Raw genomic sequence first — 18,825 nt, 5'->3', positions numbered from 1 at the left:
AGGAAGTATGACGGCAGGAAAATTCAAGGTGGATGTCAGTCTGGACAGCACGGTGGAGGGCCAGCCGGTGCTGCGTTTCCGCCGCCGGTACGGCCACGACGTCGAACGGTTGTGGCGCGCGCTGAGCGAGGACTCTGAACTTTCGGCGTGGTTCCCCTGCGCGGTCCGGCTGGAACAGCACGTCGGCGGAGTCATCGAGTTCCGTTTTCCGGATGAAGAACCTGACGAAGGCAAGGTCCTGGAGCTGGATCCGCCGCACCTGCTCGCCTTCAGCTGGGACCAGGAAGTGCTTCGCTGGCAGCTGCAGCCCGATGCCGGCGGCAGCCTGCTCCTGCTCACGAACACCATTCAGGATCCGGCCAGGGTTGCCAACGTTGCTGCCGGCTGGCACGGCTGCCTGGAGCAGCTGGCGGCTTTCCTGGACGGCTCCGCCGCCGCCGCGGGGCAGTCCCATGAAGAACTCGTCCGGCACTACAGCGAGGCGCTGGGGCAGTAAGTAAGCCGCCCGCCGTCGTCGTTATGTTGACAGCGCCCGGAGTCATGTAACGCCTTGGACTGATGCTTCAGTTGACCCTCGCCAGCGCGCGTGGGATTCTTTATAGAACGGTCGGTCGGTAATTTCTGCCGGGCAAAATCCGTCGGAGCCGTCCGCACATCGTCATCCAAGACACTCGAGCGCGAGGGAAAATTCAATGGCTGAGGCATTCCTGATTGGCGGGGCCCGTACCCCGGTTGGCCGCTATGGAGGCGCACTGTCCGCGGTACGCCCGGACGATCTGGCCGCGCTCGTGGTCAAGGAAGCCGTGCACCGCGCGGGCGTGGATCCGGACGCCGTGGACGAGGTCATCTTCGGCAACGCCAACGGTGCCGGCGAGGAAAACCGCAACGTTGCCCGCATGGCCTGGCTGCTGGCCGGCTACGGGGACCACGTGCCCGGCATTACCGTCAACCGCCTGTGCGCGTCGGGGCTGAGCGCCATCATTATGGCCTCGCACATGATCAAGGCCGGCGCCGCGGACATCGTCGTGGCCGGCGGCGTCGAGTCGATGAGCCGCGCGCCCTGGGTGCAGGAAAAGCCGATGAAGGCCTTCGCTAAGCCCGGCGAGCAGTTCGACACGTCCATCGGCTGGCGGTTCGTCAACGAGCGCTTCGCCAAGGGCGACCTGTCGCGCGATGGCAAAATGACCTACTCCATGCCGGAGACGGCCGAGGAGGTCGCCGATGTCTACGGCATCTCCCGCGAGGACGCTGACGCCTTCGCCGTGCAGTCGCACGAGCGGGCGATCGCGGCAATCGAGGGCGGCCGGCTGAAGGACGAGATTGTCCCCGTCACGGTCAAGAGCCGCAAGGGCACCTCCGTCGTCGACACGGACGAGGGCCCGCGCCCGGGCACCAGCCTCGAGGTCCTCGCCGGGCTCAAGCCCATCATCAAGCCCGGCGGCGTGGTCACGGCCGGCAACTCCAGCTCCCTCAACGACGGCTCGTCCGCGATCATCGTGGCGTCCGAGGCGGCCGTGAAGAAGTTCGGCCTGACCCCGCGCGCCCGCATTGTGGAAGGCGCCTCCGCCGGCGTCGCCCCGGAAATCATGGGCGTCGGCCCGGTCCCGGCCACCCGCAAGGTGCTGGACAAGGCCGGCTGGAGCGTCGAGGACCTCGGCGCCGTCGAACTCAACGAAGCCTTCGCCACCCAGTCCCTGGCCGTGCTGCGCGACCTGAAGATCGACCAGAGCATCGTAAACAACGACGGCGGGGCCATCGCCTTGGGGCATCCGCTCGGTTCCAGCGGCTCACGTCTGGTGGTGACCCTGCTGGGTCGGATGGAACGCGAGAACGCCCAGCGCGGCCTGGCCACCATGTGTGTGGGCGTGGGCCAGGGAACGTCGATGATCATCGAGCGGGTCTGATGCTCTTCGAAACGCACGAGTTCTCCACCCTGCTGCTCGAAGAGCGCGAGGACCGGATCCACGTCCAGCTGCACCGGCCGGAGGTCCGCAACGCCATCGACCAGGCCATGGTCGATGAACTGCATGCCATCTGTGCAGTGCTGGAGCGGCAGCCGCGGATCATGATCCTGTCAGGTACGCAGGTCAACGGTAAGGGGATCTTCGCCTCCGGTGCGGATATCGCACAGCTGCGCGAACGCCGTCGTGAGGATGCCTTGGCCGGGATTAACTCGACCATCTTCAACCGGATAGCCCAGCTGCCCATGCCGGTCATCGCCGCCCTCGACGGCTATGCCCTCGGAGGCGGGGCCGAACTGGCTTACGCCGCGGACTTCCGCCTGGCCACACCGAGTGTGAAGATCGGCCAGCCGGAGACCAACCTTGGCATCATGGCAGCCGCCGGAGCCACCTGGCGCCTGAAGGAACTGGTCGGCGAACCGCTGGCCAAGGAAATCCTGCTGGCCGGCCGCATCCTCGGTGCGCAGGAAGCCCTGGCGGTGCATCTGGTCACCGAAGTTCACGAGGCGGAGGTCCTGATCGACGCCGCCCACGCGCTGGCGGACCGGATCGGGGCCCAGGACCCGCTGGCCGTCCGGATCACCAAGAGCGTGTTCCACACTCCGCGGGAAGTCCACCCCGTCATCGATACGATCGCGCAGGGAATCCTGTTCGAATCCGAAGCCAAATTCGACCGTATGCAGGCGTTTCTCGACAAGAGCGCTGCCAAGCGGGCGGCCAAGGAAAAGCAGACAGAAAGCAAGTAAGCCACATGGAAACAGTAGATACGGTACCTAGCAAAGTAGGCGTGCTCGGCGGCGGCCGCATGGGTGCAGGCATCGCCCACGCCTTCCTGACCGCCGGTGCCGAGGTAGTTGTGGTGGAAAGGGACGACGACGCCGCGGAAGGCGCGCGCCGCCGGGTCACCGATGCGTTGCTCAAGAGCGTGCAGCGCGGCACCACCACCGAGACCATCGAGGCGCTGACCCAGCGGCTGTCGGTCTCGGTCAACTACAACTCCTTCGGCAGCTGCGGCCTGGTAGTTGAAGCCGTACCGGAAGACTTCGAACTGAAGTCGACGGCGCTCAAAGCCGTGGAAGCGCAGCTGCCTCCGAACGCCTGGCTGGCCACCAACACCTCGTCGCTCTCGGTTGGCAAGCTCGCCGAACAGCTCGAACGGCCTGCCAACTTCTGCGGCCTGCACTTCTTCAATCCGGTGCCGGCTTCGCTGCTGGTCGAGGTGGTGCTGGCCGAGGAGACCTCGGATGAGTCGGCCGCTGCGGCCCGGTCATGGGTCCAGTCGCTGGGCAAGACCGCCGTCGTCGTCAATGACGCCCCTGGCTTCGCTTCATCGCGTCTGGGGGTGGCCATCGCCCTGGAAGCCATGCGCATGGTGGAGGAAGGCGTGGCCTCGGCGGAAGACATCGATGCGGCCATGGTTCTCGGCTACAAGCACCCCGTGGGGCCGCTGAAGACGACGGACATCGTGGGCTTGGACGTCCGACTGGGCATCGCCGAGTACCTGCACTCCACCCTGGGGGAGCGCTTTGCGCCGCCGCAGATCCTGCGGGACAAGGTGGCAAAGGGCGAGCTCGGACGCAAGAGCGGCAAGGGTTTCTTCAGCTGGGATAGCTAGGCACACCCCAAACGCACTAAGCAGGCAAACAATCGCCCGTCGGAGAGTTTCTCCGACGGGCGATTGTTTATGACTATTACTTTCGGTTGACTACTAGTCCCGCAAGGAACGGACTACAGGTTTCAGGACCTTCGCGTAGCCCTTCTCATAGCCTTTTTCAGTCGGGTGGTAGTTGTTGGGGTGCTGCAGATTGGCGGGATCGAAGTTGATCCACGGGTCGGATGACCCGATCCCATGATTCCGGAATCGTTTGGTCACATCGACGTAGACCGCATTGGACTCGGAACTTTCCGCAGTTTGCTTGATGATGCTGTTTAGCCGGTCCACTCCGTCGTTGAATACCTTTGCGGCTTCGGGAGACAGGGGCGAGGCTGTGGCGCCCTCGGTAGAGAACAAGTGTGGATAGCCGAGTGCGACGATGGCCGCATCTGGCGCCTCATCACGTATCAGTTTGTAGTCGTGTTTCAGTGCCGGGGCGACCTGCTTTTCGGCCACGAAGACGGCTCCGGCCACTGCGTCGTTGCAGTCCTTCAACGTCAGCTTTGCGCATGCGTAAATGATCGTGCCAAACGAGACGTCGTTTCCACCTGCCGTGATGGCCACTAGGTCTGTGTGCTCGCCGAGATCATCGGTAGCCGCAAGAATTTGATCGGGAACGTCCGGAACGTCCGGATCATCGTCGACGTCAACCAAAGCCTTGGCACCCGAGCAGGCTGCATTGGTAGCGTTGACAGCATGGCGGCGCTCTTCCAGAGCTTCGGCATACCCGGAATCTGTAATGAGGCAGTTCGCGCCCGGAAGCACGGTGCTGTCCATGAATGTGCCGGCACCGATGCCGGCCGAGTAGGAGTCGCCGAGAACGACCAGATCAACGGAGTCCTCATGGGCGACGGCAGGTGCAGCGACAGACCCGGCTACAAGACCGGCAACCAGAACTGTCAGCGCACCAACGCGCTTAGTCAGGCCGGTACGGCCTCGAAAATTGGCTTTCATGCGTCCCAAAATACCCGTGACGGCTGCCGACGTGGCACGTTTCACGTCGTGTCGGCTAACAAGAAGTTTTGCGACACGCCGATGGGATGCGTCAAATTTTCGGGATCCCAAGGTTTTTCCAAGGTCCTAAGATGAGTCCATGTCACTGTTCGAGCCGCTGACCCTGACCGGTAAGTACGTCCGACTGCAGCCTTTGCGCAGGCGCCACATGCCAGCACTGGAGGATGCTGTACGCGACGGCGAGCTGTGGAACCTCTGGTATACGCGGGTTCCCTCCCCGGAGACCATGGAACTGGAGATCCGCCGCCGGATGGAGAAACAGGACCAGGGCACCATGCTGCCGTTCACCGTCAGCCGGCTCTCCGACGGCGTGGTCCTCGGCATGACCACCTTCTGCAACATCGATACGGACACCCCGCGGGTGGAGATCGGCTACACGTGGACCCGGGCCAGCGCGCAGGGGACCGGAGCAAACCCGGACAGCAAGATGGTCCTGATGACGCATGCCTTCGAAAAGCTCGGCTGTCGCGCAGTGGAGTTCCGGACGCATTGGATGAACCATCAGTCCCGCGAAGCCATCGAACGTCTCGGGGCGAAGCAGGACGGCGTGCTGCGCAACCATACAAAAATGCCGGACGGAACCGTGCGCGACACGGTTGTTTACTCCGTGCTCGATTCCGAGTGGCCCATAGTCAAGCGCGGTCTCCAGGCCAGGCTGGACAAAGTCCGTACTGACGCAGGGGACCGGTGAGGGCATGACGGCACGGCTGGAGCGGATCCGCCCGATGGAGTGGGAGGGCGCGGTCAATGCGCGCCGGATTGCCGGGGACATTTTCGGTATGGGCCGTTCGGAATGGCTGACGGAGACCGGCTGGCGCCAGATGTACGACGACGGGGTGCGTACCGTTATCGATTTGCGGAACGTGGGGGAGCGCTTGCGCCGCGAAACGGATCCCGAGGTCGCGGCCGAGGTCCGCTCGCCCTTTACCGTGCTTAACTGCCCGACGGAAGAACCAGACCACGCGGAGTTCCGCGAGCTCAGCGGACCGTACATGAGCCATCCGAGTTCCTACCCGGACAACCTCCGGCTCTTTCCGCACAAGATCACAGCGATAGCCCGGTCCCTGGCAGGGGCGGAGGGCGCCGTCGTTATTCATTGCTCGGCCGGACGCGACCGCACCGGACTCATCGCGATGCTGCTGCTGAACCTCGCCGGCGCGGACACCGGCACCATTGCGGACCACTACGAGTTCGGCCTGCGTGGCATCAACGAGTGGCACCGCATCAGCCCTTATCGGCATCCGATTGAACGGTACGTCTCCGGTCCGGAGCTTGCTGCGCGGATCGAGGACACCCGCGCAGCGGTAGAGGCAGCCGCGGAAGGTTTCGACGCCGCAAAGTACCTGTTGCGGAACGGACTGGGCGAGACGGAGCTGCGGCAACTACGGAGCCGGTTGCATCTGGACTGACTTTGGCGGCGGTGGCAGCTTCCCCAAGCTGCCACCGCGGCCTTCCCCAACGCCGCCGAGGGACTCATGCATACACGGTGCTGCACTCGACGGTCCGCCCGCTGCCGTCGTCATGTTCGTCTTGAACGTGCGGGGCAGGAGTCCGCGGATGGTGGCTGCTTTACCGTCAGCAATTTCTGCTGGGCGGTCTGCCGGGCCTCCGCTGACGCCGGTGCGGGCTTCGTGCTTGAAACACTACCGGCCGGTTAGGGGAGAAGGGAGGATCTCCACTACTCGATTTTCTACTGGTCTTTCTTGAGTAGCCGGCGCACTATTCGCCGGGTTTGGGGCGGTCCAGAATGAGGTTGGTGATGCGCATGGAGCACAGCCGGCGTTCCTCGTCGTCGTAAATCACGACCTCATGGCTGGTGGTGGTGCGGCCCAGGTGGATCGCGGTGGCCACGCCTGTGATCCTGCCGCTGCGTGCCGAACGGTGATGCGTGGCTGAGACATCGACACCGACGGCGGAGCGGCCCTTGCCGGCATGGATCACGGCCGCCCAGGACCCGATGGCCTCGCCGAACGCCAGGGAGGCACCTCCGTGCAGCAGGCCGAAAGACTGCCGGTTTCCCTCCACCGGCATGGTGGCGACGACGCGCTGGGCAGATTCTTCCAGGATCTTAACGCCCATCTTCTCGTCCAGTTCGCCGAGGACGATCTTCCATGGCTGATCCTGCTCGTTTTCTGTCTTGATATCCGGCTGCATTAGTCGATCCTGACCCTTCCGTCCTGTTGGCTTCGGACGCATTCATGTAGTGTAGACATGTTACCGAACGACCGTTCAGTTTGTTTATCCTGCGTTGTTCAGATGCTTGTCGATACTGTGGACGATACTGCGATTCGTCCCCAGAGAAGGAAAGGGCAGTCAACGATGACCACAACCTCCGTTGGTGTTGAATTTGTGCCGAGTTTCGTCCAGGACGCCTGGTGGACGCCGGAATCCGGGGTAACCGGTACCGAGGTCCGTGACGCCAGCACAGGCGATGTGCTGGCCCAAGTGAGCACGGACGGGCTGGATCTGGCAGAAATGGTCCGGTACGGCCGGAGCGTCGGCCAGACCGAATTGGGCAAGCTGACCTTCCACCAGCGTGCGCTGAAACTCAAGGAACTGGCACAGTTCCTCAACAGCCACCGTGAGGCGCTCTACGAGCTTTCCCACCGCTCGGGCGCCACCAAGATCGACAATATGATCGACATCGACGGCGGCATCGGCGTCCTTTTCACCTTCGGTTCCAAGGGCCGGCGTGAACTACCCAATTCCCAGGTGGTCATCGACGGGCCCGCCGAAGTGCTCGCCAAGGACGGTTCCTTCATCGGTGAGCACATCTACACCCGTATTCCGGGTGTGGCCGTGCAGATCAACGCCTTCAACTTCCCCGTGTGGGGCATGCTGGAGAAGTTCGCGCCGGCGTTCATCGCGGGCGTTCCCACCATCGTCAAGCCGGCCACTCCCACCGGCTACGTCACGGCCGCCGCGGTCAAGCTCATCATCGAGTCCAACATTCTGCCGGCCGGCTCCCTGCAGCTTATTTCCGGCTCCGCCCGGGACATGCTGGACCACCTTGACTACCGCGATGCGGTCTCCTTCACCGGTTCGGCTACCACCGCAAATCTGCTGAAGTCCCATCCGAATGTCGCCCAGGGCGGTATTCGCTTCACGGCGGAAGCTGACTCCTTGAACGCAGCGATCCTGGGTCCCGATGCCGTGCCGGGCACCCCTGAGTTCGACGCCTTCATCAAGTCGCTGGTCACCGAAATGACGGCCAAGGCCGGCCAAAAGTGCACCTCCATCCGCCGCACCATCGTCCCGACCGAGCGTGTGCAGGACGTTGTCGACGCCGTGCGGACGCGGATCGAGGAGCGGGTTGTCGTCGGCGATCCGCGGGCCGAAGGCGTGACCATGGGCGCCCTGGCTTCGCTGGAGCAGCTTGCCGACGTGCGCGCGGCAGTTCAGGAAATGCTCGACGCCGGTGGCGAACTGGCGTATGGCACGCTGGATTCCCCTAAGGTCACCATGCAGGACGGAACCGTCGGGAGCGTCGACGACGGCGCATTTATGTCCCCGGTGCTGCTGAAGTTTGCCGACGCAGAGGCGGAGGCGGTGCACTCGCGCGAGGCGTTCGGGCCGGTTTCCTCCGTCATCGGCTACAAGGACCTGGATGACGCCATCCGGCTCGCAGCCATGGGCTCAGGCTCCCTGGTTGCCACCGTCGCCACCAACGACCCCGAGACCGCGCGCAAACTGGTCACGGGAATCGCCGCCCACCACGGCCGCGTGCTGGTGCTCAACCGCGAGGATGCGCGCACCTCAACAGGCCACGGCTCCCCGGTGCCGCACCTGGTCCACGGCGGTCCGGGACGCGCAGGCGGCGGCGAGGAACTCGGCGGCATCCGTTCCGTGCTGCACCACATGCAGCGCACCGCGGTCCAGGGCTCGCCCAACATGCTCACGGCGATTACCGGTGTCTGGCACACCGGCGCCGACCGCAATTTCGACGAGGTGCACCCCTTCCGGAAGAGCCTCGCCGAACTCAAGATCGGCGATGCGCTGCGCTCGGACCTGCGGCAGGTCACCCTGGAGGACATCACGGCCTTCGCAAACGAGACCGGGGATACGTTCTACGCGCACACCAACCAGGAAGCTGCGGAGACCAATCCGTTCTTCCCCGGCATCGTGGCGCATGGCTACCTGCTGATTGCCTGGGGCGCAGGCCTCTTCGTGGAGCCCGCTCCGGGGCCGGTGCTGGCCAACTACGGTCTGGAAAACCTGCGCTTCATCACGCCGGTTGCGGCCGGCGATTCCATCCGCGTGACACTAACCGCGAAGCGGATCACGCCGCGTGAAACGGACGAGTACGGCGAGGTTGCCTGGGATGCAGTCCTGACCAACCAGAACGATGAGATCGTTGCCACCTACGACGTGCTGACGCTCGTCGAAAAGTAGCAGCGGTGACGGTTGCTCCTGCCCGGCGGTATCAGCTGCCGGCAGGGTGAGCCACCGGAGCAAGGCGGCCCTGATGATTCAGGGCCGCCCTCCATTTAAGCAGTCCGAAGACGTAGAGACCCAGGACGACGGCGGTATAGGCGAATGCCGCAGGCGGGGCCGGGACCAGCACGGCCAGGCTGGCCAGGTTCAAGGCCCCGAAAGCGGCACCCACATACCAGGACTCGAAGATGCCGTGCGCGAACCCCAAGTACATCACCAGCGGCAGGGACGACAGCAGGCTGCTCAGGACGTACCCGGGACCGACAAAGGACAGCAGCTCGAAGCCGGCAAAACCTGTGATCAGGGTGAAGAGGATCAATAGCCCGGCCGCGATGCCCCACTCCACTGGGTACGCATGTCTTAGCGGGATTGAAGCGGTAGCGCCGTCTTTGTATAGCTGCCAGCGCCATAGGCCGTAGATGCAGACGGCGAGCGTGAGCACTGGGCCGAAACTGGTCCGGATGCCTTGGGCCTGGATGCTGAGACTGAGAAAGGCGATGGTGGTGGCGATGGGAAAGAGCCAGACCCATCGGAACCTGTAGGCAAAGAGCGCAATGCCGGCAATGGTGAGACCCATGTTCGCCAGCGATATCCACATATACGGTCCGGTTTCCCCTGGAAAATCCGCGAACCAGTCCATAACGTCCCCCTGACGCCGATTGGTTGCTGCCAGCGTAACAGTCCGGCGGCCGGGGGCGGGAGACTCTCAGGCGATAACGCGGGCAGCCGTTGGCAGGTGAAGACCGTCGAACATCATGGAAATCAGGTCATCGGCCAGCTTTTGCGAGGTCAGCTTTCCGCCGGGCTTGTACCACTCGACGATGGAGTTAATCGTGCCGAAGAGCAGGCGCGTGGTGGTGCGCGGATCGATATCGCTGCGCAGGCTGCCTTCTTCGCGGGCCGCGTCCATCAGGGCCGCAACCTTGTGGTCGAACTCGCGGCGGCGTTCCAGTGCGTTGCGCTCCACCTCGGTGTTTCCGCGCAGCCGCAGCAGCAAGGTGACGTAGGGGAGTTTTTCCGTCAGGACGTCGATGGTCCGGCGCAGCACGTACTCCAGCCGGTCATCCGCCCGGCCGGCGGAGGCACCGGGCTCTTCCAGAATTGCTTCCAGCGAGCCCAGTGCCTCCTCCAGCGCCAACCGCAGCAGGTCCCCCTTGGACGGAACATGGTGGTAGATAGCGCTCTTGGAAATGCCGAGGTTTTCCGCCAGGATGCCCATGGAGGTAGCCTCGTAGCCATGCTTGTTGAAGACGGTGACGGCTACGCTCAGCACTGACTGCTGGTCGTATCCCGGACGTCCGCGCCGGGCTGTTTCCGGATTCTTCGTCTTCACCATGACAACTATCTTTCCATGAACGTTCGGTCGGTCAGCCCTCGAGCTTGCGCAGGTCGTAGACCCTGCGGAGCTTGCCGTTGGACCGCTCGAGGGAGCCTGGTTCAACGATGTCGATCCGGCAGCTGGAGCCGACATGGATCTTGATCTGCTTCTGCAGGTCCTTGGCAGCCGTGGCGGCGGTTTCGGCCGTGCAGTCGTCGCGACGTTCGATCTTCACGGTCAGCTCGTCCATCCGGCCCGGCCGGGTGATCTCGAGCTGGAAGTGCGGGCTCAGGCCCGGAACGCGCAGCGCGATTTCCTCGATCTGGGTGGGGAACAGGTTTACGCCGCGCAGGATGATCATGTCATCGCTGCGCCCGGTGATCCGCCCGATGCGGCGCATGTTGGCCCGGCCCGTGCCCGGCAGCAGCCGGGTCAAGTCGTGGGTGCGGTAGCGGATGACCGGCATGGCTTCCTTGGTCAGCGAGGTGAACACCAGTTCGCCGTGTTCGCCGTCGGCCAGCACTTCGTCCGTTGACGGATCGATGATCTCGGGGCGGAAATGGTCCTCCCAGATCGTGGAGCCGTCCTTGTAATCGATGCACTCGCCGGCGACGCCCGGACCCATGACTTCGGAGAGGCCGTAGATGTCGCAGGCGTCAATGTCGAGCTTGGTTTCGAGCTCGTGGCGCATTTCCTCGGTCCACGGTTCAGCACCGAGCACGGCAACCTTCAGCGAGGTCTGGCGCGGGTCCAGGCCCTTGCGTTCCATGGCATCAACGATGGTCAGCAGGTAGGTGGGGGTGCAGAGGATGGCATCCGGCTCGAAGTCCTGGATCAGCTGGATCTGCTTTTCGGTCTGGCCGCCGGACATGGGGATAACCGTGCAGCCAAGCTTTTCGGCACCGTAGTGTGCGCCGAGGCCCCCGGTGAAGAGGCCATAGCCGTACGCGTTGTGGACCTTCCAGCCCTTCTTGACGCCGGAGGCGCGCAGCGACCGGGCGAACAGCGTCTCCCAGCGTTCAAGGTCGCCCTTGGTATAGCCGACCACCGTGGCCCGGCCGGTAGTGCCGGAAGACGCGTGGATGCGTGCCACCTCGTTCTGCGGAACGGCGAACATGCCGAACGGGTAGGACTGGCGGAGGTCTTCCTTGTCCGTGTACGGGAACTTCGCCAGGTCGGCCAGTTCCTTCAGGTCCTCCGGGCGCACCCCGGCGTCGTCGAACTTCTTTTTGTACATCGGCACACGTTCGTAGGCGTAAGCCACAGTGTGCTGCAGGCGCGCAAGCTGAAGGGCTTCGAGTTCGTCCCGGCTCATCAGCTCCTCGGGATCGAGGGTCTCGGGCTCAGCCGGAGTGGACTTGCGGGCTTTCGTTCCGGTGGTGGTGGTCATTAAAGAGGTCCTTGCTAGTGCTTTTTGGCGGCGGGGTTGGGTACGGTGCGCGATCTGCCGCGGAACTCGGCGAGGACTTCCTCGCCGCTCCCGGACTCCTGGGTCACGCGGATGTCGTACAGACCGCTGCGGCCGGTCTGGTTGACGAGGGTGGCGGTGGCAGTCAGCTGACGGCCTGAAAACCCCGGATTCATGAAATTAACATCGACGCCGGAGGCAACGGTAATGGTGCTGCCGTCACCGTGCGGATCGTTGCAGGCCAGTGCGAAGGCGACGTCGGCGAAGGCGAAGATCATGCCGCCCTGCGCCATGCCGAAGCCATTGAGCATCTCGTCCCGCAAGCGCATCCGGATGACAACATCACCGAACTCCGCGCGAACCAGTTCCACGCCCATCCACGCGGCGGCCTGGTCGTTGACGAAGGCAGGATGGAAGGGCGCAGCAGATTCCGCGGCGGGGCTGTCGGGCTGCCCGCCGAGGTTGGTGTCGACGTCGATTTCCGTCATGTGGGCCCCTCCCTGTTCTTTACCGAATGTTCATTAGGTAATCCTGATTTGTGAGCCAAGTCAAGTCATCCCAGTCAGCAGAAGGCACCAGCAGCACCCAGCCGGAAGCGAGGCTGCCGCAGAAAGCTGCGACAGCCTCGCCGTCATACTCTCCCCGAGGGGGCTAAATAACTAGATCAGTTCGCGGGCATCCAAGGCCGCAAGGACGAAGGCGTAGTCCCAGGCCCGGTCCTTCCAGGCTTCGTACCGCCCCGAGGCACCGCCGTGGCCGCCGTCCATCTCCGTCTTGAGCACAATCGGCTCCGACGCCGTGGCGGCCTCGCGCAGCCGTGCCACCCACTTGGCCGGTTCCACGTAGAGCACGCGGGTGTCATGGAAGCTGGTCACCGCGGCGATGCGCGGGTAGGCCGCCTTATGCACGTTCTCGTACGGGGAGTAGGACTTCATGTAGGTGTAGACCTCGGGATCGGTGATCGGATTGCCCCATTCTTCCCACTCCAGGGCGGAGAGCGGCAGGTCCGGATCAAGGATCGAGGTCAGCGGGTCCACAAACGGCACCTGGGCGACGACGGCCGCGTACTTTTCCGGCGCCAGGTTGGCAATGGCACCCATCAGCAGGCCGCCGGCGGAACCGCCCATCGCGGCGATCCGCGCGGGATCGGCCCAGCCGGAAGCCGCCAGCCAGTCGGTGGCGTCGATGAAGTCGGTAAAGGTGTTCTTCTTGGCCAGCTTCTTGCCGTCGTCGTACCACTTGCGTCCCACCTCGCCGCCGCCGCGCACGTGCGCAATGACGAACACGACGCCGCGGTCCAGCAGCGAGAGCCGGGCGGTGTTGAAGCCCGGATCCATGCTGAGCTCGTAGCTGCCGTAGCCGTAGATGAGCGCGGGATTGGCGGAATTACGCTCCAGCGTGGCCTTGCGGACGACCGAGAGTGGAATCTGCGTCCCGTCCTGCGCAGTGGCCCAGGCCCGCTCGGCGACGTAGTCCTCGGATCGGTAGCCGCCCAGGACCGGCGTCTCCTTGCGCAGGAACAGCTCCCCGGTAGCCAGCTCGTAGTCATAGACCCGGGGCGGCGTGAGGAAGGAGCTGTAGCCGAGCCGGATGACCGGCGCGTCGTAGTCGGAGCCGCCGACACCGGCGGTGTAAAGCTCCTCGTCGAAGTCCGGCTCCACCGGTTGCGCCTGCCCGGGCGTCCCCAGCCCCGCCAGCGGGATGACCTGGACCCTCTCGATCGTGTCTTTGCGTACGGAAAGCACCACGTGCGTAGCGGTAACCCCCGCGCCGTTGACCCGCACGCCGTCGTCGTGCGCTGTGACGGTATCCCAGCGCTGCTGTGCCAGCGGCTTGGCGAACTCGGCCGCGTCCACCACGGAAACCATGGAGTTGACCGCGTCCTTGTTGTGCGTGAGCAGGACCTTCTCCACCCCGTCGAGCAGGAACGGTTCGGCCTCGTAGAGGATGCGCTCGTTGCGCGAAATGATGGTGCGCAGGCCGGTCTCCTGGTGCGCGAAATCAAGCAGGCGCGTTTCGCTGTATTCGGAGCAGCCGATCCCGATGACCAGGTGCCGGCGGTCGGCGGAGAGCTCGAAACCGGTCCACATTGCGGGATCGTCTTCCTGATAAACAACGACGTCGGCGCTCACCTCGGTGCCGAGCGTGTGGGATTTGATCTGGTGCGGCCGCCAGGAATCGTCCACCACGGTGTAGAAGACCTGGCTGCCGTCGGGGGAGAAGGCCAGCGAATAGAAAACGTTCTCCACCACGTCCGGAAGCAGTTCGCCGGTCCGCAGGTCCTTGATCCGCAGTGTGAAGCGTTCGTCGCCGGCGTTGTCCACCGCGTAGGCATAGAGGTTGCCGTCACGGGTGACTGCCGCGCCGCCAAGGGAGAAGAAGGGGTGGCCCTCGGCCTCGGCGTTGCCGTCCAGCAGGATCTGCTCGCCCTGCACTTCGGTGGCCGGTTCAACCTGCGGCGGGGTCCAGTCTGCCTTGGTGTCGCCGGTGTCCTGTGCCTTGACCCGGCACTGGATGCCGTACTGCTTGCCCTCTTCCATCCGACCGTAGTACCACCAGCCGTCCTTGCGGACCGGGACGGAGAGATCGGTCTCCTGCGTGCGGTTCTTGATCTCGTTGAAGATCGCCTCGCGCAGCGGCTGCTGGTCGGCAGTGACGGTTTCGGTGTACTGGTTTTCGGCCTGCAGATGGGCGACGACTTCCGGGTTCTCCTTCTCGCGGAGCCATTCGTAGTTGTCCACGAACGTGTCCCCGTGGTGCGTGCGCTCCACCGGTTCCTTCCGGGCGACCGGTGGCTGCGGCAATCCTGTGGGCCGGGTCTGGCCGGCCGGGTTGGCAGTGCCAGTGGTGGGGGAGTCTGCTGCGGTGTCTGCGGGAGAGTGGCTCATGCCCCAAATATATAGACCGGGTTCCGTGTGGCCGCCAGGTTTGGCTGACAGGTGAACCGAACGCTCGGCGAGTGACGCTTGACGGGCTCGTCGACGTGACTATATCCTGAACGAACGGTCGGTAAATATTTCGCGCCGGAATTTCCCCCCATAGTGAGGTGACCATCATGGCAACGAAGACGCAATCCCCCAGAGACGCACAGTTGCAGCCTGTTCCGTCCGCTGAGGACGAGGCCGGCCAGGCCTACTTTGACAAGATCATCGCCGAGGATTCACGGATCGAGCCGGCGGACTGGATGCCGGCCGGGTACCGGAAGACCCTGACCCGGCAGATTTCCCAGCACGCCCACTCCGAAATCATCGGGATGCAGCCGGAGGCGAACTTCATCACGCGCGCCCCGTCGCTGAAGCGCAAGGCCATCCTGATGGCCAAGGTGCAGGACGAAGCCGGGCACGGCCTCTACCTGTACTCCGCGGCGGAGACGCTGGGCACGCCCCGCGACGAGCTCTTTGACCAGCTGCTCAGCGGCAAGGCGAAGTACTCCTCCATCTTCAACTACCCCGCGCTCACCTGGGCGGACATGGGTGCCATCGGCTGGCTGGTGGACGGTGCCGCTATCGTCAACCAGGTGCCGCTGTGCCGTGCTTCCTACGGTCCCTACGGCCGGGCCATGGTGCGCGTGTGCAAGGAAGAGTCCTTCCACCAGCGGCAGGGCTTCGAGATCCTGCTCGAGCTGGCCAGCGGAACGCCTGCGCAGAAGCAGATGGCCCAGGATGCGGTCAACCGCTTCTACGCTCCGGCGCTGATGATGTTCGGTCCGAACGACGACGAATCCCCGAACTCGCAGCAGTCCATGCGCTGGAACATCAAGCGCTTCTCCAATGACGAGCTGCGCCAGCGTTTTGTGGGCATGATCCAGGAGCAGGTTAGGGTCCTCGGACTGACCCTGCCCGATGACGAGATCCGCTTCAACGAAGAAACCGGCAAGTGGGAGTACGGCGAACTCGATTGGAATGAGTTCTACGAGGTCCTCAAGGGCCGCGGCCCCTGCAACGCCCAGCGGATGGAACGCCGCCGCGAGGCGCACGAGAACGGCGCATGGGTACGCGAAGCAGCAGCTGCCTACGCAGCTAAGAAGGCACAGAAAGCACAGGTAGCCTAATGGCAACATCAGACCAGACCGCTATGGGGACGTCGGACAAGACCCCCGCCACGGAAATCGGCCACACGCCGGAGAAGGCCCCCTGGCCGCTCTGGGAGGTTTTCGTCAGGTCATCCCGCGGACTTTCGCACGTGCACGCAGGTTCCCTGCACGCGCCGGACGCCGAGATGGCAGTGCGTAACGCACGGGATCTGTACACACGGCGCAACGAAGGTGTATCGCTGTGGGTCGTACCGGCGTCGTCCATTGTTGCCAGCGATCCGGATGCCAAGGGTGAGTTCTTCGAATCGCCCAAAGGCAAGGACTACCGCCACGCCACGTACTACAAGAAGAGTGAAGGGGTGAAGCACCTGTGAGCGGCGAAAGCGCAACACGCATCACGCCGGGCAACGCCCTGCGTCCCGAGGACGTGGCCGAGCGGGTTGCCGGTGGTGTCCAGGTCGGCGAAGACGTCGGCGAATATGCACTGCGCCTCGGGGACGACGCCCTGATCCTGGCCCAGCGGCTCGGCTGGTGGATCTCCCGTGCGCCCGAGCTCGAAGAAGACGTGGCCCTGGGCAACATCGCCCTGGACCTCCTCGGACACGCGCGCTCGTTCCTCACCTATGCCGGCTCCGCCTGGGGCAAGACCGAGGATGACCTGGCCTACTGGCGCGGCGAGTCTGAATTCCGCTCCTGCTTCCTGGTCGAGCAGCCTAACGGTGACTTCGGCAAGACCATCGCCCGCCAGCTGGTGTTCTCCATCTTCCAGCACGAGCTGTACTCACGACTGGTCGATTCCGCGGACGAGACGATCGCCGCCATCTCGGCTAAGGCGCTTAAGGAAGTGGATTACCACCGGGACCACGCGATCCAGTGGACCATCCGCCTCGGAGACGGCACGGAGGAGTCCAAGCGCCGCATCCAGGCGGGTCTTGAATCGGTCTGGCCCTACGTGGCCGAACTGTTCCAGGATGACGAACTCATTGAACGGCTTGGCGGAGTTGCCGCGCATCCGTCCGAAATGCGCGCACCCTTCGACGCGCTCATGGCGCAGGTGCTGGATGAGGCAGGGCTGGAGCTCCCCGACGTGCAGCCGGCAATGACCGGTGGCCGCGGCGGCAAGCACAGCGAACACCTGGGCTACATCCTCGCGGAAATGCAGGTCATCGCGCGCGAACACCCGGGCGCCACCTGGTAAATCGGCAAGAGCCAAGACGAGTCAACAAAAGATAACGGAGCAGGTATGTCTACCAACACAGCAGTGCGCCCGGCCGAGGCTGAAGCAGCCAGGGCCTGGGACATCGCGGCGACGGTCTGCGACCCTGAGATTCCCGTCATCAATATCGCCGAACTGGGAATCCTGCGCAGTGTCGACGTCGTGCCTGGAGAATTCGACGACAACGGCAACCCGGCAGTGGACGTCACCATCACGCCCACCTATTCCGGCTGCCCCGCCATGGATGCCATCAAGGACGACGTCGTTGCCGCCCTTGGCGAACAGGGTTACGGTGACGTGCGGGTCAGGCTCGTCTTGGCGCCGGCCTGGACCACGGACTGGATGACGGATTCGGGCAAGGCCAAGCTGGAGGAGTACGGCATCGCGCCGCCCACCGGCATGGCTGCCCTCCGAAGCGGTCCGATCAGCCTGGGACTCAGCGTGAAATGCCCGCAGTGCAACTCGCTCAACACCCGTGAACTGACCCGGTTTGGCTCCACCTCCTGCAAGGCGCTCTATCAGTGCAATGAGTGCAAAGAACCTTTCGATTACTTCAAGGTGCTCTAAATGACTACTTCCACATCGCCGGCCTCAGCTTCCGACGCTTCCGGCGGTACCGCCACCGACGCGCCGGCCAAAAAGCGCGGCTCCTTCCACCCGCTGAGCGTTGCCGAGGTCCGCCGCCTCACCGACGAGGCCATCGAGGTCACCTTCGCCGTGCCCGAGGAGCTGCAGGGCCAGTACGACTATGTCCCCGGCCAGTACGTAGCGCTGCGCACCACCATGGAGGGCCAGGAAGTCCGCCGCAGCTACTCCATCTGCGCCGAGCCTCGCCCGGGGGAGATCCGCGTGGCGATCAAACGCGACATCGGGGGCTTGTTCTCCAACTGGGCCAACGAGAACCTGAAGGCCGGCGACGTCCTGGACGTCATGAGCCCCACGGGTGCGTTCATCTCCAAGCACCAGATGACGGAGATCAACCGCCCGGAGGCCATCGACACGGACGCCGAAGACGTTTTCGTGGCGTTCGCTGCCGGTTCCGGCATCACCCCGGTGATCTCCATTGCCCGCACCGTTTTGGCCGCGAACGACAACGTCCGTTTTGACCTGGTGTATGCGAACAAGGCCGCCATGGACGTCATGTTCGTGGAGGAACTGGCGGACCTGAAGGACAAATACCCGGCGCGTTTTGCCGTCCATCACGTGCTCTCCCGCGAACAGCGCATCTCGCCGCTGCTCTCGGGCAGGATCGACGCCGAAAAACTCACCAGCCTCTTCGATGACGTGCTGCGTACGGACGACGTCGACGAGTGGTTCCTCTGCGGTCCGTTCGAATTGGTCCAGCTCTGCCGCGACACCCTGGCCGAGCGCGGAGTGCCGGCGGAGAAAATCCGGTTCGAGCTCTTCACCACCGGCGAGCCGACCAAGCCGCAGGGCAACATCGGCCGCCCGGTCGAGGTGGACCCGAACGCCGACAACTACGAAATCAACTTCCAGCTCGACGGACTCTCCGCCCAGGTGGCCAGCCCCAAACATGCCCGCGAAACCGTGCTCAACGCGGCACTGCGCGTCCGTCCCGATGTTCCCTTCGCCTGCGCCGGCGGCGTCTGCGGCACCTGCCGCGCCAAGGTGGTCTCCGGGACGTTCGAGATGGATGAGAACTACGCGCTGGAGCCGGAGGAGATCGAGCGCGGCTACGTGCTGACCTGCCAGACCCGGCCCACCGGCGATGAAATCACCGTCAACTACGACGCGTAAACGCCGCTGAATTTACCTGCACTGCACCT

Annotated in this window: 19 protein-coding genes; 12 read left to right on the top strand and 7 right to left on the bottom strand. The window is 64.1% G+C overall.

The annotated features are described in order from the left end of the window. Positions 1-7 precede the first annotated feature (7 nt). From HGO92_RS07960 to HGO92_RS07945, 4 genes are all read left to right on the top strand, one after another. Positions 8-496 carry an SRPBCC family protein gene (locus HGO92_RS07960; protein ID WP_169993495.1) on the top strand — a complete coding sequence of 163 codons (489 nt, stop codon included), beginning with the start codon at positions 8-10 and terminating at the stop codon, positions 494-496. 196 nt (positions 497-692) lie between these two features. Continuing rightward, entirely contained in the window at positions 693-1,904 is a 1,212-nt protein-coding gene (locus HGO92_RS07955; RefSeq protein ID WP_074701138.1) for a thiolase family protein, read from the top strand. Further along, entirely contained in the window at positions 1,904-2,707 is an 804-nt protein-coding gene (locus HGO92_RS07950) for an enoyl-CoA hydratase/isomerase family protein (protein WP_169993493.1), read from the top strand. The genes HGO92_RS07955 and HGO92_RS07950 overlap by 1 nt, the downstream gene beginning before the upstream one ends. A gap of 5 nt (positions 2,708-2,712) precedes the next feature. Then, complete coding sequence (locus HGO92_RS07945; protein WP_169993491.1) at positions 2,713-3,576, top strand: 3-hydroxyacyl-CoA dehydrogenase family protein; 864 nt, start codon at positions 2,713-2,715, stop codon at positions 3,574-3,576. A 93-nt stretch (positions 3,577-3,669) separates the two neighbouring features. Here HGO92_RS07945 and HGO92_RS07940 read toward each other — a convergent pair whose 3' ends face one another. Beyond that, complete coding sequence (locus HGO92_RS07940) at positions 3,670-4,569, bottom strand: SGNH/GDSL hydrolase family protein (protein ID WP_169993489.1); 900 nt, start codon at positions 4,567-4,569, stop codon at positions 3,670-3,672. A 139-nt stretch (positions 4,570-4,708) separates the two neighbouring features. On the opposite strand from HGO92_RS07940, the gene HGO92_RS07935 reads away from it, so the two are divergent. Continuing rightward, positions 4,709-5,320: a GNAT family N-acetyltransferase gene (locus HGO92_RS07935; RefSeq protein WP_169993487.1), complete on the top strand. Its 612-nt coding sequence runs from the start codon at positions 4,709-4,711 to the stop codon at positions 5,318-5,320. Between the two features lie 4 nt (positions 5,321-5,324). Further along, on the top strand, positions 5,325-6,038 hold the full coding sequence (locus tag HGO92_RS07930) for a tyrosine-protein phosphatase (RefSeq protein WP_240974484.1): 714 nt from the start codon (positions 5,325-5,327) through the stop codon (positions 6,036-6,038). Between the two features lie 310 nt (positions 6,039-6,348). On the opposite strand, the gene HGO92_RS07925 is transcribed toward HGO92_RS07930, so the two are convergent. Beyond that, positions 6,349-6,783 carry a PaaI family thioesterase gene (locus HGO92_RS07925; protein WP_169993485.1) on the bottom strand — a complete coding sequence of 145 codons (435 nt, stop codon included), beginning with the start codon at positions 6,781-6,783 and terminating at the stop codon, positions 6,349-6,351. A gap of 165 nt (positions 6,784-6,948) precedes the next feature. On the opposite strand from HGO92_RS07925, the gene paaZ reads away from it, so the two are divergent. Continuing rightward, complete coding sequence (paaZ, locus tag HGO92_RS07920) at positions 6,949-9,021, top strand: phenylacetic acid degradation bifunctional protein PaaZ (protein ID WP_169993483.1); 2,073 nt, start codon at positions 6,949-6,951, stop codon at positions 9,019-9,021. 31 nt (positions 9,022-9,052) lie between these two features. Here paaZ and HGO92_RS07915 read toward each other — a convergent pair whose 3' ends face one another. The 5 genes from HGO92_RS07915 to HGO92_RS07895 form a co-directional block, all read right to left on the bottom strand. Then, positions 9,053-9,703: a nicotinamide mononucleotide transporter gene (locus HGO92_RS07915; RefSeq protein WP_169993481.1), complete on the bottom strand. Its 651-nt coding sequence runs from the start codon at positions 9,701-9,703 to the stop codon at positions 9,053-9,055. A gap of 66 nt (positions 9,704-9,769) precedes the next feature. Beyond that, the gene (locus HGO92_RS07910) at positions 9,770-10,399 is read right to left on the bottom strand and encodes a TetR/AcrR family transcriptional regulator (protein WP_169993479.1); all 630 of its coding nucleotides are present in this window, start codon (positions 10,397-10,399) and stop codon (positions 9,770-9,772) included. Between the two features lie 31 nt (positions 10,400-10,430). Beyond that, positions 10,431-11,771, bottom strand: a complete 1,341-nt coding sequence (paaK, locus tag HGO92_RS07905) for a phenylacetate--CoA ligase PaaK (RefSeq protein ID WP_169993477.1) — start codon at positions 11,769-11,771, stop codon at positions 10,431-10,433. Between the two features lie 14 nt (positions 11,772-11,785). Then, complete coding sequence (locus HGO92_RS07900) at positions 11,786-12,277, bottom strand: hotdog fold thioesterase (RefSeq protein WP_169993475.1); 492 nt, start codon at positions 12,275-12,277, stop codon at positions 11,786-11,788. A 171-nt stretch (positions 12,278-12,448) separates the two neighbouring features. Next, entirely contained in the window at positions 12,449-14,677 is a 2,229-nt protein-coding gene (locus HGO92_RS07895) for a S9 family peptidase (RefSeq protein WP_169993473.1), read from the bottom strand. A 167-nt stretch (positions 14,678-14,844) separates the two neighbouring features. Between HGO92_RS07895 and paaA the strand changes: the two genes are divergently transcribed. Genes paaA through paaE form a run of 5 tightly spaced genes read left to right on the top strand, consistent with a single transcriptional unit; the run spans position 14,845 to position 18,796 of the window. Continuing rightward, the gene (gene paaA / locus HGO92_RS07890; RefSeq protein ID WP_169993471.1) at positions 14,845-15,840 is read left to right on the top strand and encodes a 1,2-phenylacetyl-CoA epoxidase subunit PaaA; all 996 of its coding nucleotides are present in this window, start codon (positions 14,845-14,847) and stop codon (positions 15,838-15,840) included. A 23-nt stretch (positions 15,841-15,863) separates the two neighbouring features. Continuing rightward, positions 15,864-16,196: a 1,2-phenylacetyl-CoA epoxidase subunit PaaB gene (gene paaB, locus HGO92_RS07885; RefSeq protein WP_169993723.1), complete on the top strand. Its 333-nt coding sequence runs from the start codon at positions 15,864-15,866 to the stop codon at positions 16,194-16,196. Further along, positions 16,193-17,020: a 1,2-phenylacetyl-CoA epoxidase subunit PaaC gene (gene paaC / locus HGO92_RS07880; RefSeq protein ID WP_169993469.1), complete on the top strand. Its 828-nt coding sequence runs from the start codon at positions 16,193-16,195 to the stop codon at positions 17,018-17,020. The genes paaB and paaC overlap by 4 nt, the downstream gene beginning before the upstream one ends. 45 nt (positions 17,021-17,065) lie before the next feature. Further along, positions 17,066-17,605: a 1,2-phenylacetyl-CoA epoxidase subunit PaaD gene (gene paaD / locus HGO92_RS07875; protein WP_169993467.1), complete on the top strand. Its 540-nt coding sequence runs from the start codon at positions 17,066-17,068 to the stop codon at positions 17,603-17,605. Continuing rightward, positions 17,606-18,796, top strand: coding sequence for a 1,2-phenylacetyl-CoA epoxidase subunit PaaE (gene paaE / locus HGO92_RS07870; protein ID WP_169993465.1), 1,191 nt, complete (start codon positions 17,606-17,608; stop codon positions 18,794-18,796). It begins immediately after the preceding gene. Positions 18,797-18,825 lie beyond the last annotated feature (29 nt).

It is taken from the genome of Crystallibacter degradans (assembly GCF_012952295.1).
In the GTDB taxonomy this organism is placed as follows: Bacteria; Actinomycetota; Actinomycetes; order Actinomycetales; family Micrococcaceae; genus Crystallibacter; species Crystallibacter degradans.
This window is presented reverse-complemented; position numbering and strand designations above follow the sequence as displayed.

Coding starts and splice junctions, on each gene's coding strand:
- HGO92_RS07960 (WP_169993495.1), top strand. CDS start 8: ATGACGGCAGGAAAATTCAAGGTGGATGTCAGTCTGGACAGCACGGTG.
- HGO92_RS07955 (WP_074701138.1), top strand. CDS start 693: ATGGCTGAGGCATTCCTGATTGGCGGGGCCCGTACCCCGGTTGGCCGC.
- HGO92_RS07950 (WP_169993493.1), top strand. CDS start 1,904: ATGCTCTTCGAAACGCACGAGTTCTCCACCCTGCTGCTCGAAGAGCGC.
- HGO92_RS07945 (WP_169993491.1), top strand. CDS start 2,713: ATGGAAACAGTAGATACGGTACCTAGCAAAGTAGGCGTGCTCGGCGGC.
- HGO92_RS07940 (WP_169993489.1), bottom strand. CDS start 4,569: ATGAAAGCCAATTTTCGAGGCCGTACCGGCCTGACTAAGCGCGTTGGT.
- HGO92_RS07935 (WP_169993487.1), top strand. CDS start 4,709: ATGTCACTGTTCGAGCCGCTGACCCTGACCGGTAAGTACGTCCGACTG.
- HGO92_RS07930 (WP_240974484.1), top strand. CDS start 5,325: ATGACGGCACGGCTGGAGCGGATCCGCCCGATGGAGTGGGAGGGCGCG.
- HGO92_RS07925 (WP_169993485.1), bottom strand. CDS start 6,783: ATGCAGCCGGATATCAAGACAGAAAACGAGCAGGATCAGCCATGGAAG.
- paaZ (WP_169993483.1), top strand. CDS start 6,949: ATGACCACAACCTCCGTTGGTGTTGAATTTGTGCCGAGTTTCGTCCAG.
- HGO92_RS07915 (WP_169993481.1), bottom strand. CDS start 9,703: ATGGACTGGTTCGCGGATTTTCCAGGGGAAACCGGACCGTATATGTGG.
- HGO92_RS07910 (WP_169993479.1), bottom strand. CDS start 10,399: ATGGTGAAGACGAAGAATCCGGAAACAGCCCGGCGCGGACGTCCGGGA.
- paaK (WP_169993477.1), bottom strand. CDS start 11,771: ATGACCACCACCACCGGAACGAAAGCCCGCAAGTCCACTCCGGCTGAG.
- HGO92_RS07900 (WP_169993475.1), bottom strand. CDS start 12,277: ATGACGGAAATCGACGTCGACACCAACCTCGGCGGGCAGCCCGACAGC.
- HGO92_RS07895 (WP_169993473.1), bottom strand. CDS start 14,677: ATGAGCCACTCTCCCGCAGACACCGCAGCAGACTCCCCCACCACTGGC.
- paaA (WP_169993471.1), top strand. CDS start 14,845: ATGGCAACGAAGACGCAATCCCCCAGAGACGCACAGTTGCAGCCTGTT.
- paaB (WP_169993723.1), top strand. CDS start 15,864: ATGGGGACGTCGGACAAGACCCCCGCCACGGAAATCGGCCACACGCCG.
- paaD (WP_169993467.1), top strand. CDS start 17,066: ATGTCTACCAACACAGCAGTGCGCCCGGCCGAGGCTGAAGCAGCCAGG.
- paaE (WP_169993465.1), top strand. CDS start 17,606: ATGACTACTTCCACATCGCCGGCCTCAGCTTCCGACGCTTCCGGCGGT.